We start from the raw sequence: 15971 nt of genomic DNA, 5'->3' as shown, positions 1-15971 counted from the left end.
GAGACTTCCATGAAACTTCGTCACGACGCGCTTTATGCCTCACGCCGGTCGCCGGTGCTGGCGCGCAATATGGTTTCAACATCCCAGCCGCTTGCAGCCCAGGCAGGTTTGCGCATGCTGTGGGCCGGTGGTAATGCCGCCGATGCCGCACTTGCATCTGCGATTGCACTTACCGTGGTTGAGCCCACCGGCAACGGTCTTGGATCGGATGCCTATGCCATCATCTGGGATGGCAAGGAACTGCATGGTCTGAATGCATCGGGCCGTGCGCCTGCGGCTTGGAACCCGGAACGCTTTGCCGGTTCTGACACCATGCCACAGCGGGGCTGGGAATCGGTCACCACACCGGGTGCGGTATCGTCTTGGCATGAAATTTCCGAGAAGTTCGGCAAATTGCCGTTTGAAAAACTGTTCGAGCCGGCGATTGAATACGCGACCCGCGGCTTTGCCGTATCGCCAATCATCGCCACCCTTTGGGAAAAGGGCGGCGATTTGCTGGGTAAGCAGCCTGGCTTTGCCGAGGCGTTCCTTCCGGGCGGAAAGGCCCCAAAGGCGGGCGAGCTGTTTGTCAGCAAGGCCGCGGCCGAAAGCCTTATTGATATCGCTGAAACCAAGGGCGAGAGTTTCTATCGCGGCAAACTGGCCAGCAAGATTGCCGCCTTTGCCAAGGAACATGGTGCGGCCCTGTCGGAAGAAGACCTTGGTAGTCACAAGGCCGATTGGGTTGGTACGATTTCGCAAAGCTTTGGCAATGTGAAGCTGCATGAAATCCCGCCAAACGGGCAGGGGATTTCGGCCCTGATCGCGCTGGGCATTTTGCGCCATACCAACATTACCGATTATGAGTCGGACTCGGTCGAGGCACTTCATCTCGAGATCGAGGCCATGAAACTGGCCTTTGCCGACATGCAAGCCTATGTCGCCGACCTGGATTACATGACCGATATCACGGTCGAGCATCTGCTGTCTGATGATTATCTGAAATCGCGCGCGGCCCTGATTGATGCCAACAAGGCGCAGGACTTCAAGGCCGGTGCGCCCAAACATGGCGGCACGGTTTATGTCAGTACGGCCGACGAAAATGGCATGATGGTGTCGTTCATCCAGTCGAACTATATGGGCTTTGGGTCTGGTGTCGTGGTGCCGGGCACCTCGATCAGTCTGCAGAACCGTGGTCACGGCTTTAGCCTCAAAGACGGCCATCCCAATCTGGTCAAGGGCGGCAAACGCCCGTTCCAGACAATCATCCCGGCATTCCTGATGGGCCTTGATGGCAATCCGGTCATGAGTTTTGGCGTTATGGGCGGCCCGATGCAGGCACAGGGTCATCTGCAAATGACGCTTCGTACCCAGCTTTGGGGGCAGGATCCGCAAACAGCGGCCGATGCACCACGCTGGCAGGCACTTTCGGGGCTGAATGTTGCCGTGGAAACATCGGTCGGGGCGGATGTGATCGACGCACTCAAGGCCAAGGGTCATGTGATCAAGGTCGAAACACCTGACAGCACCAACTTCGGATTTGGCGGCGCGCAGCTGATTGCCAAGACCGATGCGGGGTATGTTGCGGGTTCGGACCCGCGCAAGGATGGTTGTGCGGTCGGATACTGATCGCGGCTTTCACAGATCAAAAAACAAATGGCCGGCCCGTTCATCGGGCCGGCCATTGTCATACCGGGCAACAGGGAGCCAGGGAGAAACCCGGGTCAGGGCATTCCGCGCCCGGGATTATTGTGCGCCGATGGTCAGGCCTTTGGGGGCCATTTTCTCATCAGCCAGCTTGGCGTCTTCGATCGGCTCGATGATTTCCCAGTTGTGGTCAGCACCGCGAATGAAGCCCGGGATATCGGCAATCCAGCGCTGCTGGATTTCCTTGTTCAGGTTCAGATACAGCTTGTTGTCAACGATGCGCCATGCCTGCGGATCGGCACCGAATTTACGACCCATTGCCGCACCAAAGGCACAGAACCCACCATACTGCGGTGCGTATTTTTCCGGGTTGGCATTGAACAGGTCACGGTTTTCAGCGCTGGCAAAGCGATAGGTCGCACCGCCGTGCTCGGCCTTGAATTCGGAGTTGCCCGGGGTCGGGGCACCGACGGTGAAGTATGCAACCGGGTCAAAACCCTGCAGGGCGTAGCCTTCAACAATGTGGACTTCCTGTGCGGCCGATGCCGGTGCGCTGATGGCGACAATGCTGCCAACTGCGGAAATACCCAGGACTGCGGCGAGGGCAGCGGAACGCATGAAACTGGAACGTTTGGTCATCTTTTTCATCTCCTTCACGGGGTGATCACCGGGTCTTTACTGGCAGGCGATCACGGAACTGGTTCATCAAGAGGACGTCTTGAAATCTGTAAACAGCCTACCGTCGGAGAAGTGACTTGTTGTCTGAGGAAGCACGCAATTCGTCTGAGAAGGATGTCCTGTCTGATATGTTTGCCGGAAATCACCCGCGCGGTGATGTGATTTTTGCCGGAACCCATTGCGGCAGCAGTCATCATCAGGGTCGAGCTGATCTGCCATCGCAACAGCAAGGCATGCTGCATGTTTTGCAAAGTGGCACGATGCGGGTCATTTTTGACGGGCGCGAAAAGGCGAGACTGGATCGCCCCGGCGTGGTCCTTTTCGGATGTCCGGTGCCCCACGATATCGAGACTCCCGCAGGTGGCGCAGCAATGGTCTGTGCCAATCTCGATTTCCCCGATATTGGTTTGAGCCCCGCTAAACTGGGTTTGCCGGAATATCTTTTTTTGCCCTTTGACGAACTCCCCGGGCTTGAGGCCATCACCAATCAGCTGTTTTCGGAATCACTGGGCGCGCAGCCCGGGCAACGCACGGCAATCAATCTTCTGGTTGATCTGCTGTTGTTGATGGTGTTGCGTCACTGTCAGGCCAAGAACCTTGTCCGTCCGGGCATTCTGGCGGCCATGCGCGATCCGCGGATTGCGCGCGTGGTCGGTGAACTTCATCAGAAACCCGGCGAAAACTGGTCGATTGAACGACAGGCCGAAATTGCCGGCATGTCGCGGGCGAGCTTTGCTGCCCGGTTTCGCGATTTGCTGGGCACATCGCCCGGTGATTTCCTGCAAACCATTCGCCTTGATCTGGCGTTTGGGTTGTTGCGTGATGGCAAAAGACTGCAAGCGGTTGCGGGGCAAGTCGGTTACCGCAGCACAACGGCACTGGCACGTGCCATCCAGCAGCGCCACAAGGTTTCCCCACGTGAATTGCACGCCGATTCCAGCGCGGAAAACAGCGCGTTTCAATCAGCGGTTTGACAAACGGTTTTGCGTTTCCGTCAAGCGGTTCTTTGCAGCGTTTTTCCGTTGCTGCCCATGCAAAAATGACGCTTTGCCAATGACATGTCCGGGATTAAAGCAATCCTTTCGGGCAACTGATCGGTTGTGGCTTTGCGGATTCTTACCCTGATGACGACACATTCCTGCCCTGTTTTCTGTGCACAACAGCAACCAATAAATTCGGAAAAATCCAACGGTTGGTAGCATATAAGAGCATGACGCAACATTTTCAGCAGCATAGCAAGCTGCCCCTCAGACGTGTTCTTTTGGGTGCTGCCGCGTCCGCGTTGATCATGATCGGCGGGCCTGCGGCCATCCATGCACAGGAAAGTGATCCGGCACCTGTCCCACAGAGTACCGAGGAAAATGCGTCTGCGCCAATTCCAGCGCCGGTTCCAGCTTCTGGGCAAAATGCACCGGCAGAACAGACGGCCGATACTGCAGCATCGCCGGAAGATACGGTTGAGAATGCGGTGTCTGATGCCGAAAAACAGCCAAACGTATCCAAGCCGGTGATGTTTGATCCGGCAATGGTGACCAACCTTGCGCGCAATCTTGCCAAACAGCCGTTCGTTAATCCGCATCGCGAACTGCCCGAGGCACTTTCAGCCCTGAGCGCAGAAGATTACGCACAGATCCGCTTCAAGTCGCAGCGTGCCTTCTTTAATCCGGCCGAGACCGATTTCAGTCTGGAGCTGTTTCATCCGGGCACCATGTATGACGTGCCGGTAACCATCAATCTGGTGCGGGACGGCGAAGTTCAGGTCATTCCGTACTCGGCCGGACTGTTTGATTTCGGCAAGACTGGCCTGTCGGGGAATGATTTCTCGACGCAGAACTATGCCGGGTTCCGCCTCCGTTATCCGCTTTCTGATGTCACCAGCAATGATGAGCTGACCCGTTTTCTCGGCGCTTCCTATTTCCGCCTTCAGGGTCAGGGCCAATCAATCGGCCAGATGGCGCGCGGCCTTGCGGTGGATCTTGCTGGTCCAACCGGCGAGGAAATTCCGGTCTTTCGTGAATTCTGGATTGTCGAGCCAAAGGATGGCGCAAATACCATCACCGTGTTCGCGTTGCTCGACAGTGAACGGATAACCGGTGCCTATCAGTTTGATATCACGCCCGGCAACCGGAGCCGGGCCGACATCAAGGCCCACCTGTTCTTCCGCGACGGGGTGGAGAAGATCGGCATAGCACCGCTGAATGGCATGTTCCTGTTTGGCGAACAGCGCCGCCGGTTCTTTGATGACTATCGCGGTGAAGTCCATTCAAGCGACGGGCTTTTGATCAATAATGGACGCGGTGAATGGTTGTGGCGTCCGCTGGATAATCCCCAGCACCTGCAGATGAGCTCGTTCCTGGATGAAAACCCCATCGGCTTTGGCCTTTTACAGCGTGACCGCAACTTCGATCACTACCAGGATCTGGAAAAACGCTTTGATCAGCAGCCGGGTTATTGGGTGATGCCGAAGGGCAAATGGGGCAAGGGCCATATCGAACTGGTCGAAATCCCGAGCCCGTCGGAAACCAACGACAATATCGTTGCCTATTGGGTGCCCGAAACCAAGCCGACGGCCGGCGGCGAAATGCAGGTCGAATACAGTGTCACCGCAACCCGCGATGGCACAGGTTTGCACGGCATGGCGCAGGCCACCGATACCCGTATCCAGCGTTCGGCCAGCCAAGGTGATGAAGATCGGTCCGGGACGCGCTTTGTGCTGAACTTCGCCGGTGGTGATCTGGATTATTTCATCAAGGACGCCGATAAGTTGCGGGCTGATATCAGCGCATCAAAGGGTGAAGTCCGTAACATCCGCATCCTGCCCGATCCGGAAAATGGTGGCGTGCGTGTGTTCTTTGACCTGGTCAATGCCGGGGATGCGACATCAAGCAATCTCAGGGTCTTCTTGTTGTATCAGAACAAGGTCCTGAGCGAGACTTGGACCATGCCGTGGGCCTTCTGATCCTGCGGGATCAAGCGCCTCAATTGCCAGAAACAGATAACCCCAGAAGAGCCAGATGACAGAAGCCGCCAATACACCCGCAAAAGGGACCATACCCGCAGAGCGATCAGAGGACGCATTTTGTGATCCGACGGTCAAACTGCGCGGGCCCGGTGTCGGATCGCGGCGGATTTTCCTGTTTGGGGCATCGATTGCGGCGACTGCCTATGCGGCGTGGTTGATGACCGATGTTCTGGGTGCGGATCAGCTGACCATCATGGAGATGGTGGTTGTGGCGTTCTTTACCATCAACTTTGCCTGGATTTCGTTGTCCTTCTTTACCGGGATTGTCGGGCTGGTTTTGCGCGGGTTGAAACTTGATGCCATCACGCTCAAACGCCTGAAGCCGATTGCGCGCAAAGGTCGCCTGCGATCCAAGAATGTGGTGGTGATCCCGGTCTATAACGAAGACCCCAACCGCGTCTTTGCCGGATTGCGCGCGAGCTATGAAAGTCTCGCTGCGACTGGCGAACTTGATGCGTTTCATTTCTTTGTGCTGTCGGATACCCGCGATCCCGATATCTGGATTGCCGAGGAAATGGCGTGGGCCAAGGCCTGCTCGGATCTGAATGCCCGTGGCAAGATTTTCTTCCGCCGCCGGGTAGAGAACACCGAACGCAAGTCCGGCAACCTCAAGGAATTCTGCGAGACCTATGCCGCCAATTACGATCACATGATCGTCTTTGACGCCGATAGCGTCATGTCGGGCGAGGCAATGGTCAATATGGCCTATCTGATGGAAAATAACCCGGATGCCGGGATCATTCAAAGTCCGCCGCAGCCAACCGGTCGCCAGACGCTGTTTGCCCGCATCCTGCAATTCATTTCGCGCGTGCATGGTCCGACCATGTCGGCGGGTCTGTCATTCTGGTGCATGGGCAGCTCGAACTATTGGGGCCACAATGCGATCATTCGCACCAAGTCATTTATCGAATGCTGTGGCCTGCCAGTTCTGTCGGGCAAACCGCCGATGGGTGGTCATATCCTGAGTCATGATTTCGTTGAAGCCGCCTTTATGCGCAAGGCAGGCTGGCGGTGCTGGCTGATCCCGCAGCTTGAAGGCAGCTGGGAAGAATTGCCGCCCAACCTGATTGATTTTGCGATCCGTGACCGGCGCTGGTGTCAGGGCAATATGCAACATGCGCGCCTGATGGTTGCGCCGGGCTTTAAACCGCTCAGCCGTCTGCATTTCTTTATGGGCGTGATGAGCTTTGTATCATCGCCGCTGTGGTTGTTGCTGTTACTAAGTTCGACAATCGCGACCCTTCAGAACACCCAGCTGACCTATAGCTTCTTTCCAGGTCAGTTCACCATGTTTCCACAATGGCCGGTGGATCGGTCGTTTGAAATGCTGGTGTTGCTGATCTTTACCATCGGCATGCTGGTGCTGCCCAAGATCATCTCGATTCTGATGGTGTGTCTTGGCCGCGACCGCAAACAGTATGGCGGGGTAATGGTATTGGCCAGTGGCCTGCTTGAAACCCTGTATTCGGCCTTGCAGGCCCCGATCATGATGATGCTCCATTCCCAGTTCGTGTTCTCGGTCCTGACCGGTAATCAGGTGGGCTGGGACGCGCAGGAACGTGACGATGCCGGGGTACCGTTCAAGGCCGCACTTAAAACCCATCGCACCATTATCGTGATTGGTGTGGTCTGGGGCGCGATTGCTGTTTTTGTGGATACGGCATTCTTCTGGTGGTTGTCGCCCATTCTGGCCGGTTTGGTGCTTTCGCCATGGCTGACCCATTATTCCAGCAGCCTTGCCATCGGAAAGGCTGCGCGTCGGATGAAGCTTTTTGTGACCCCCGAAGAATATGACAGCCCCGAAGAGCTTCGCGCGTTGGTGCGGATCAATGCCGAAAGTGGTGATGACGATGTCAAAGACGGGCTGCTGCGCCTGATCGAAGATCCTTACGCCAATGCACTGCATTCCGCGCTTCTGCCGGTGCGCAAGCCGGATGCGCGTACCGCGATCGAAATCGGGATCATCTATGAAAAGCTTGCCCGGCTTGGCGTTGAAAGCCTGACGCGCGATGAAAAGCTTCTGATTCTGTCTTGGCCGGTCAAGCCGCTTGATCAGATCATGGCAGGGCGCGATCACATCACGGCCGAAGGTCCGAAGCCAGCAAGCTAGTGGTTTGTTTTCAAAAGTTTCTCGACGCCACAAAAACGCCCAGATTCGAGCAAATTATCCCGCTTTTTTTCAGCGATATTCATTCTTAACGAAGCGTTAAGTCCCGCTGATTGTTCACCGCCCGGAGGGCCAGACGAATGACTGACATGACCATTGCATCAAAGGGTTTCACCTATGCCGCGTTTGAATCGGCTGCGATGACGCGTTTGATCGAAGACACGGCACGTGCGTGGTTGCGTTCATTTAGTGTCAACTCTCCGCAGGCCAGTCAGCGCATGATCAACGCCCTTCGCGATGCGCTTGCCGAAGACAGCATTGCAGCCAGTGATCGGGCCAGCATGCAGGACATCCTTGATCAGGCTGCCCATGACGCAATTGCCGGCTGGCTTGCCCAGGTGACTGGCGAACATAACTGCCATGGATCAAGCCGTTTTTCGATGCTGCGTTGTGCGTTTCTGTCAGCCAACCGTGACGGCAGCTGGTCGGAGCATTTCCTCGATGCCAAACGCGATCACCGCGACCTTGGCATGGCACTTTCGGTACAGATGATGTTGCCGACACCAGGTCTTGTTGCCTGTGAAATGCCGCGTCAGTCACTGGAACGCCGCGCTTCCTGAAGCTTATAACCACTCCTTCGCTTCACGCTTTTTCATCATATCCCTCAACGTCTAGCGTTTAATGCGAAGGCGGCACCGCCATTCTCCCCGTGGCGGTGCCTTTATGTGCGCATACCACAAAAAAGAACCCGCCACAAAGGGCGGGTTTAGTTCAGCGGGCGAGAGAGCCCGATTTCCAGTGCAGATCATCCACAGCCGTAAAATCAGGCCCCTACGAGACGCCGAGGCACACACTTCCCCGGCGCCATGACGGTCAGGCTGCTTTGTGAAAGCGGCCCAGTTTCGTAAGCAGTTTTGCAACCTGCGGGTCGTTCTTGCCGTTGCGATCAAGCTCCAGGAAGAAGTCCGGATAGGGCGGTTTGCCCGGGGTCAGGTTGTATTGTTCGAAATCGGTGACACCGATGGCCTCAAGCACACTTTCATCGGTAAAGAAGCCCCCTGTAATTTCGCGCGATGGGGCGGTAAGGATTGCATGTGCCGCATCGGCCAGAATTTGCGGTGTGCGTGCACGGCCCTGCTCAAGACCGGGGATCATGTTGAGCGCTGCTGTTTCAATCACCGTGACCGGCCAAAGCGAATTGACGGCAACTCCTTCATCGGCAAACTCGGCTGCCAGACCAAGCGTGATCAGGCTCATGCCGTATTTCGAAATCGTATAGGCGGTGTGATTGGCAAACCACTGTGGGGACAGGTTGGGCGGTGGTGACATGGTCAGGATATGTGGGTTGTCCGACTTCAGAAGATGCGGCAGGCAGGCCTGCGCACAGGCAAAGCTCGCACGCGTATTGACCTGATGCATCAGATCAAACCGCTTCATCGGTGTTTGCAGGGTCGGGGTCAGATTGATCGCGCTGGCATTGTTGATCAGGATATCGATCCCGCCAAAGGTTTTGACGGTCTTTGCGACAGCCTCGGCAATTTGGTCTTCATCGCGAATATCGGTCTTAAGGGCCAGTGCCTTGCCACCAACTTCCTCGATCTCGGCAGCGGCACTATGGATGGTGCCGGGCAGTTTGGGGTGTGGTTCATCAGTTTTGGCAATGATCGCGACATTGGCCCCATCGCGCGCCGCACGCAGGGCAATTTCCTTGCCGATGCCGCGCGATGCGCCGGTGATGAACAGTGTTTTGCCTTTAAGACTCGTCATCAAATTCTTCCCTGAATTCTTTTTATGATTTGCCAAAACGCGGCGTGCGTTTTTCGACGAAAGCAGTAACGCCCTCGCGGAAATCGGCACTCGTGGCGCAATCAGCGAATGATTTGGCCTCGGCCTTCAGCTGTGTTTGCAGATCGGCCTCGGGGGCGGCATTCAGCAACGTCTTTGTGCGGGCAATCGCATCGCGCGGTCCGGCGGACAAACGAGTTGCGTATTTCGCGGTGGTTGATGCCAGCAGATCTGCCGGGACGACCTTGTTGATCAGGCCGCAATCATGGGCTTCATCGGCCCCGAACCGATCGCCAAGCAGGGCGATTTCCTTGGCCTTTTTCATGCCGACCAACCGGGTCAGCGAATGGGTTGCACCGCCATCGGGCGAGGTGCCGATATGGATATAAGCCAGGGTGAAAACGGTTTCCTCAGCCGCAATGGCAAGGTCGCAGGCATTCATCAGGCTGACACCAAATCCGGCAACCGCGCCTTCAAGTTTGGCGATCACCGGGCGGGGCAGGGCGTTGATGCGCAAAACAATTTGGTGAACCCGATCAATCAATGCTTCGATTGAGGAGCGGGCGTCTTCGACCGGGCTTTTTGATACCTGATGGAAAAACTTCACATCGCCACCGGCCATGAAAGTGCCGCCCGATCCTTCGATGATGATGGCTCCGATATCGGGAAGGTTGGCTTCGATCTTGTCCATGGCGGCGGACAACCCACTGACCATCGCCTGATCAAGGGCGTTCATGCGATCCGGGCGGTTCAGCGTAATCGTTGCGACCGCATCGGTGATGTTGAGCAATACGGCGTCATCGGATGCCATGGTGTTTCCTCCTGCGCGGTGTTTTTTACCGCAATTGTCCCGGTTTTCCGGTTGTTGGTGTGTGTTAAATCGCCAGTCGCGCTTCGATTGCGGTTTCCATATCGGGCCACCCAGAAAGCCAGTCGGGCATGGATGGCGACGTTTCATCGGCACCGACCATCCGACAGATAACCTCGGGCGCAACAATGCCATCCGGGCCAACGAAAACCGCCTTTACGACGCCAAGGGCCAGCGTCTTGCCTTTGGCGACAAAGCGTTGCTCGAGATAGAAGCCCTTTTCATCCCAATACAAAGCCTGCGTTTCGAGTGCGAATTTCTGAAACGGTTTGATCGCGCGTTTGAACCGCATGGTCGATCCGGACACCACCGGCTGCCATTTGCGTTTCAGCATCTGCTTGGCAATGCCATTGCGCATGATCAGTTCGGTTCGACCCAGATCCATCAGCGCGAAATAGCGCGAATTTGTCATGTGCACGTTAATATCAAGATCCAGCGGCCATGCCCGGAAATGCAGGGTCGATGGATCAAGCGGGTGCAGGCGGGGCCGCAACAAGGACAGGATCACCACACGGATCAGTCGGAAAATCAGGTTCACGACAATGCTCCGTATCCGGATGACAGGTCTTTGTGCATGCGGCCCGTAGCCATGATCAGAACAGCTCCTCGTCAAGCGCCATCATGGTCGAAGACCCCGACATGATCTGGCTGAACAGGGCACCTGATTGTGGAAGAACACGTTCCATATAGAACTTGGCCGTGATCAGCTTGCCCTTATAGAAACCGTCTTCGTCATCACCCTGTTTGGCGAGTGCGATTTCCGCCATGCGGGCCCACATGAAGCCGACGGCAACCAGACCAAACAGACGCAGGAATTCGGTGGCGGCAGCACCGGCTTCATCGGGGTTTTTCATCCCGCGCTGGGCCAGTTCGCCGGTGGCCTGTTGCAGGCGCATGAAGGCCTTGGCAAGCGGCTGGACATATTCACCAAGGTCGCCGTTCGAGACATTGGCTTCGATATATTCCTGCACGGGATGGAAGAAACGACGCAGATACCGCCCCGCCTTGGTCGGCATTTTACGGCCAACAAGGTCAAGCGCCTGAATGCCGTTGGTACCTTCGTAAATCTGGGCAATACGGGCATCACGGACATATTGTTCCATACCCCATTCGCGGATATAGCCGTGCCCGCCAAAGACCTGAACACCAAGGTTGGTGTTATCAAAGCCCCAGTCGGTGAACAGCGCCTTGACGATCGGGGTCATCAGCTGAACGAATTCGTCAGCCTCTTCGCGTTTGACCGGATCTTCGTGGTGTTTGGCAGTATCAAGTGCGCGTGCCACCCACATACCCATCGCCCGGCAGCCTTCATTGGTTGCCTTTGCCGTCAGCAACATGCGCCGCACATCGGGATGCACGATGATGGAATCGGCAGGTTGGTTGGGGGATTTTGCACCGGTCAGGGCGCGGCCCTGCAGGCGGTCCTTGGCATAGGCACGCGCACCCTGATAGGCGGCTTCGCCAAGGCCAAGACCCTGAATGCCAACCGAAAGGCGTTCCTGGTTCATCATGGTGAACATGGCGGGCATGCCCTGATGGGGTTCACCGACCAGATAACCAACCGCGCCATCAAAGTTCATGACACAGGTCGAAGATGCCTTGATGCCCATCTTGTGTTCGATGGAACCGCATTTGACCGCGTTGCGATCGCCAAGTGATCCGTCATCACCCACCATGAATTTTGGCACAAGGAAAAGCGAAATGCCCTTGGTGCCGCTTGGGGCGTCAGGCAGCTTGGCCAGAACCAGATGGATGATATTTTCCGTCAGGTCATGTTCCCCGGCCGAGATAAAGATCTTGGTACCGGAAATCGCATAGGACCCGTCATCAAGGGGTTCGGCCTTGGTCTTGATGATGCCAAGATCGGTACCGCAATGCGGTTCGGTAAGGCACATGGTCCCTGACCAGGTGCCATCGACCATCTTGGGCAGGAATTTGTCCTTGAGTGCGTCCGATGCGTGGCTGTGAAGGGCGGCATAGGCGCCAAAGGACAGACCCGGATACATGCCAAAGGACAGGTTGGTCGAACAAATCATTTCCTCAACCAGGGCATTGATGGATTTCGGCGCGCCCTGACCGCCATATTTCGGGTCACAGGCAATCCCGGTCCAGCCACCTTCGGCAAAGGTCTGGTAGGCTTCCTTGAAACCTTTGGGGGTTGTGACGATGCCGTCATTCCAGCTGCAGCCTTCCTCATCGCCCGACCGGTTGATCGGGAACAGGACTTCTTCGCAGACTTTGGCAGCTTCTTCGAGAACCGCATCAACCACATCAGGGGTAAAATCCTCGCAACCGGGCATCTGATTGATATCGTTGAAATCAAACAGCTCGGTCAGGACGAAGCGCATGTCGCGCAGGGGTGCTTTATATTCAGCCATTTTACTTTTCCTCCCGGACCGGTCAGTTTCGCAGCGGCTTGCCGGTCAGCAGCATATGCTCAACCCGGGCCATGGTGCCTTCATTGCGGACCAGACGCATGAATCCTTCGCGTTCCAGTTCAAGAATATCGTCTTCGGAAAGTTCCTCGGTCACGTCTGTATCGCCACCGGCGAGAACCTTTGCCAATTCACCGGCGACCACACGGTCGTAATCGGTGGCCTTGCCCAAACGGTGGAAGCCATCGACCGCCATTTCAAAGGCAACCCGTGCACTTTCACCCGGCAGGCGATAGGTGAATTCTTCGGGGGATTCGTAACCATCAACCATGGATAACGCGCGTTCCTTGGCATCGGCCAGCAAACGGTTGCGGTTCATGGTGATGCCGTCAGTTTCACGGAAGAACAGGTTTTCCTTGGCCTCCATCGCCGATTTGGCGACGGTCGCGACCGAGATGATCTCAAACGCCTTGGCACTCGGAGCCATCGGGCCTTTGACAAACTTCGGATTTTCCGCCCAGCGACGGATCATTTCCTTACATCCGCCCCAGGCCGGGATCAGACCCACACCGGGCTCAACAAGCCCGATATAGGTTTCCCCGTGCGCCTGAACCGCATCACAATGCAGCAGAACTTCACAACCACCGCCAAGGGCAAGGCCACTTGGGGCACCCACGACCGGGAAGGGCGAGTATTTAAGCGCCTTGTAGGTCTCCTGACCGGTTTCAACGAAGTTTTCGATCTCTGGCCAGGCGGCGATATTGGCGGCAAACAGCGCCAGACCGAGGTTTGCCCCGGCTGAGAAGTTGCTTGCTTCGTTATAGATCACCATCGCCTTGAACTGCTTTTTGACAGTCCGGATGGATGTCTTGATCGCGCCAAGCACATCGGCATCAAGCGCATTCATCTTGGTATGGAATTCAAGGCAGGCAACGCCATCACCGATATCCCAAAGCGATGCAGCCCGGTTACCGGCAACCCGTTCAGATTTACGTTTGATGTCTTCCAGAAGGATGACGCCTTCCGGGCGGGTGACCTTGGCATAGTTGCCATCAAAGCCGAGGTAATAAAGATCACCGTCTTCGACCTTGTAGAACGACTTGCCTGCGGCCTTTTTCAGCAATGCCGGAACTTCAACACCGTCTTCTTGGAGCATCGAAATCAGGGCATCGACGCCAATGGCATCAATCAGTTCAAACGGCCCGGTTTTCCATGCATACCCAAGCTTCATCGCATCATCGACATCGACGATGGAATTCGCAGCGGCCTCGGCAATCAAGGCCGCATAGGCCAGCGTCTTGCCCATGACAGCGCGGCCATACTGGCCACCCTTGTCAGATGCTTCCATCATCTTGCGCGGGTCTTTGCCAGCAGCGCGGACACTGCCCAAACGGGCCTTTTCGGATTTGGCAAACTTACCAGTTTGCAGATCCACCGATTCCTTGACCTTTTCACCACCGTCACGGTTCAGGCGGTAAAAACCACCCTTGCCCTTGCGGCCGGTATAGCCATCGGCAATCAGTTTGCTGACCAGATCGCTTTCGCGGTAAATCGCGTGGAACGGATCGGATTTATCAAGGAGTCCAGCCATGCTTGATTGCACATGGGGCATCAGATCAAGACCAACCAGATCCATCAGGCCAAAGACGCCGGTTTTGGGAATACCGAACGGACGGCCGATGACGCTGTCGGCTTCTTCGACCGTCAGTTTGCGGTCCATGGCCTCAACCATGGCGGCCTGAATCCAGTAGACACCCAGCCGATTGGCGATAAAGCCCGGTTCGTCATGACAGGTGACACAGGTTTTGCCCAGTTTGCGATCAGCAAAATCGGCAACCGCATCAATCACACCATCGCGGGTGACACCCGATCCAACCAGCTCCAGCAGGCGCATATAGCGCGGCGGGTTGAAGAAGTGGGTAATGATGAAGTCCTGTGCGAAGCTTTCATCCATCCCGTCAATCAGGGTGGCGAGCGGAATGGTCGATGTGTTTGATGACACCACCGATCCCTTGGCACGGACCGCATCAATCTTGCGATACAGATCCTGCTTGATATCAAGGCGTTCAATGACGGCTTCGATCACCCAGTCACATTTGGCGATTTTATCAAGGTCATCTTCGATATTGCCACATGTGATCAGCTTGGCGACCCGTTTGGACATGAACGGGGCCGGATCGGTTTTCAGCATTTTGGCAACCGCACCCTCGGCAACCGAATTACGGTTTTTGGCCCCTTCGGGCACGATATCAAGCAACAGGACGGGTGTCCCGGAGTTGGCGATGTGGGCCGCGATCGCAGCCCCCATAACACCGGCGCCGATAACGGCGACCTGTTTAATGGTGGTCATTACATCGCCTCCAGAATGGTCGCGATCCCCTGACCTCCGCCAATGCATTGCGACGCCAAAGCATATTTGCCGCCATCACGTTTGAGGATGCTTGCGGCCTTGCCAACGATACGCGCACCGGTCGCACCCAGCGGGTGACCAATCGCCAACGCACCACCATCGATATTTACCTTGGCACCATCCAGACCCAGTTCGGAAATGCTTGCCATGGCCTGGGACGAAAACGCCTCGTTAAGTTCGGTGACATCAATATCGGCCGAGGTCAGGCCGGCTCGCGAAAGCGCCTTTTTCGATGCGCCAATCGGGCCAATGCCCATGATTTCCGGAAGACAGCCATCAACTGCAACCGACTTTATACGTGCAATCGGTGTCAGGCCGTTTTTGGCGGCATAGTCTTCGGAACAGACCAGAACAGCCGACGCACCATCGGTCAGCGGGGAAGAGGTGCCAGCAGTAACAACACCGTCTGCCTTGAAGGCAGGTTTGAGGTCAGCCAAGCCTTCGGCGGTTGTTTCTGCGCGGATGCAGCCATCTTCGGAAACAACACCATCCTTGGTCTGGATCGGGATGATTTCATCCGTGAATTTGCCAACAGCCTGCGCTGCGGCGGCACGTTTGTGACTTTCAACTGCAAAAGCTTCCTGATCGGCACGGGTCAGGCTGTATTTGGCAGCAACATTTTCGGCCGTATCGCCCATGCCCATATAGGCCTCGGGCATGGCTTTATAAAGTTCCGGATTGGGTAGGGGATTAAAGCCCATCATCGGAACCCGGGTCATGCTTTCGACACCGGCACAGATAAAGACATCACCGGCACCGATCGCAATTGCACCAGCGGCCTGATGGATCGACTGCATGGACGATCCGCAGAAACGGTTGACCGTCACGCCACCAACGGAACGTGGCAGACCGGCGATAAAGGTGATCAGGCGGGCAACGTTCAAGCCTTGTTCGCCTTCAGGGAAGGCACAACCAAGGATCAGGTCCTCGATCGCGTTGGGATCAATGCCGGTCTTTTCGACCAGACCTTTGACGACCTGTGCCGCAAGGTCGTCAGCGCGGACCTTTGCAAGGGCCCCTTTGCGGGCCGGGGTAAAGGGCGACCGGACATATCCGGCAATTACGGCGTTGGTCATGGCTATGTCTTCCTTCCTGAGCTG

12 protein-coding genes are annotated in these 15971 nt (G+C 56.2%); 5 read left to right on the top strand and 7 right to left on the bottom strand.

Annotation, left to right across the window (positions count from 1 at the left end; translation table 11 throughout):
• Nucleotides 1-9 precede the first annotated feature (9 nt).
• Complete coding sequence (locus FHI25_RS05090) at nt 10-1608, top strand: gamma-glutamyltransferase family protein (protein WP_210515673.1); 1599 nt, start codon at nt 10-12, stop codon at nt 1606-1608.
• 117 nt (nt 1609-1725) lie between these two features.
• Here the strand turns inward: FHI25_RS05090 and FHI25_RS05085 are convergent, their stop codons facing one another.
• Nucleotides 1726-2265 (bottom strand): YHS domain-containing (seleno)protein, encoded by a 540-nt coding sequence (locus FHI25_RS05085; protein WP_210515671.1) that lies wholly within the window; start codon nt 2263-2265, stop codon nt 1726-1728.
• 119 nt (nt 2266-2384) lie between these two features.
• Here FHI25_RS05085 and FHI25_RS05080 point away from each other — a divergent pair, with 119 nt between their 5' ends.
• From FHI25_RS05080 to FHI25_RS05065, 4 genes are all read left to right on the top strand, one after another.
• The gene (locus FHI25_RS05080; RefSeq protein ID WP_210515669.1) at nt 2385-3278 is read left to right on the top strand and encodes an AraC family transcriptional regulator; all 894 of its coding nucleotides are present in this window, start codon (nt 2385-2387) and stop codon (nt 3276-3278) included.
• Between the two features lie 236 nt (nt 3279-3514).
• Nucleotides 3515-5263 (top strand): glucan biosynthesis protein, encoded by a 1749-nt coding sequence (locus FHI25_RS05075; protein ID WP_210515667.1) that lies wholly within the window; start codon nt 3515-3517, stop codon nt 5261-5263.
• A gap of 55 nt (nt 5264-5318) precedes the next feature.
• A complete protein-coding gene (mdoH, locus tag FHI25_RS05070; RefSeq protein ID WP_210515658.1) occupies nt 5319-7436 on the top strand; it encodes a glucans biosynthesis glucosyltransferase MdoH in 2118 nt (705 codons plus the stop codon).
• A 137-nt stretch (nt 7437-7573) separates the two neighbouring features.
• Entirely contained in the window at nt 7574-8053 is a 480-nt protein-coding gene (locus FHI25_RS05065) for a hypothetical protein (RefSeq protein WP_210515656.1), read from the top strand.
• A gap of 253 nt (nt 8054-8306) precedes the next feature.
• Here FHI25_RS05065 and FHI25_RS05060 read toward each other — a convergent pair whose 3' ends face one another.
• The 6 genes from FHI25_RS05060 to FHI25_RS05035 form a co-directional block, all read right to left on the bottom strand.
• Nucleotides 8307-9200: an NAD(P)-dependent oxidoreductase gene (locus FHI25_RS05060; protein ID WP_197146242.1), complete on the bottom strand. Its 894-nt coding sequence runs from the start codon at nt 9198-9200 to the stop codon at nt 8307-8309.
• Nucleotides 9201-9222: 22 nt separating this feature from the next.
• Nucleotides 9223-10029, bottom strand: a complete 807-nt coding sequence (locus tag FHI25_RS05055) for an enoyl-CoA hydratase-related protein (RefSeq protein WP_210515653.1) — start codon at nt 10027-10029, stop codon at nt 9223-9225.
• Between the two features lie 64 nt (nt 10030-10093).
• Nucleotides 10094-10624, bottom strand: a complete 531-nt coding sequence (locus FHI25_RS05050) for an acyl-CoA thioesterase (protein WP_210515651.1) — start codon at nt 10622-10624, stop codon at nt 10094-10096.
• 55 nt (nt 10625-10679) lie between these two features.
• Nucleotides 10680-12464, bottom strand: coding sequence for an acyl-CoA dehydrogenase C-terminal domain-containing protein (locus FHI25_RS05045; RefSeq protein ID WP_210515649.1), 1785 nt, complete (start codon nt 12462-12464; stop codon nt 10680-10682).
• Nucleotides 12465-12486: 22 nt separating this feature from the next.
• Nucleotides 12487-14811: a 3-hydroxyacyl-CoA dehydrogenase/enoyl-CoA hydratase family protein gene (locus FHI25_RS05040; protein ID WP_210515647.1), complete on the bottom strand. Its 2325-nt coding sequence runs from the start codon at nt 14809-14811 to the stop codon at nt 12487-12489.
• Nucleotides 14811-15947, bottom strand: coding sequence for a thiolase family protein (locus FHI25_RS05035; protein ID WP_210515645.1), 1137 nt, complete (start codon nt 15945-15947; stop codon nt 14811-14813). The genes FHI25_RS05040 and FHI25_RS05035 overlap by 1 nt, the downstream gene beginning before the upstream one ends.
• Between the last annotated feature and the right edge of the window lie 24 nt (nt 15948-15971).

It is taken from the genome of Thalassospira sp. ER-Se-21-Dark (assembly GCF_017922435.1).
GTDB lineage: Bacteria > Pseudomonadota > Alphaproteobacteria > Rhodospirillales > Thalassospiraceae > Thalassospira.
The sequence above is the reverse complement of the archived record's forward strand: the minus strand, read 5'-3'. Positions and strand labels throughout refer to the sequence as shown.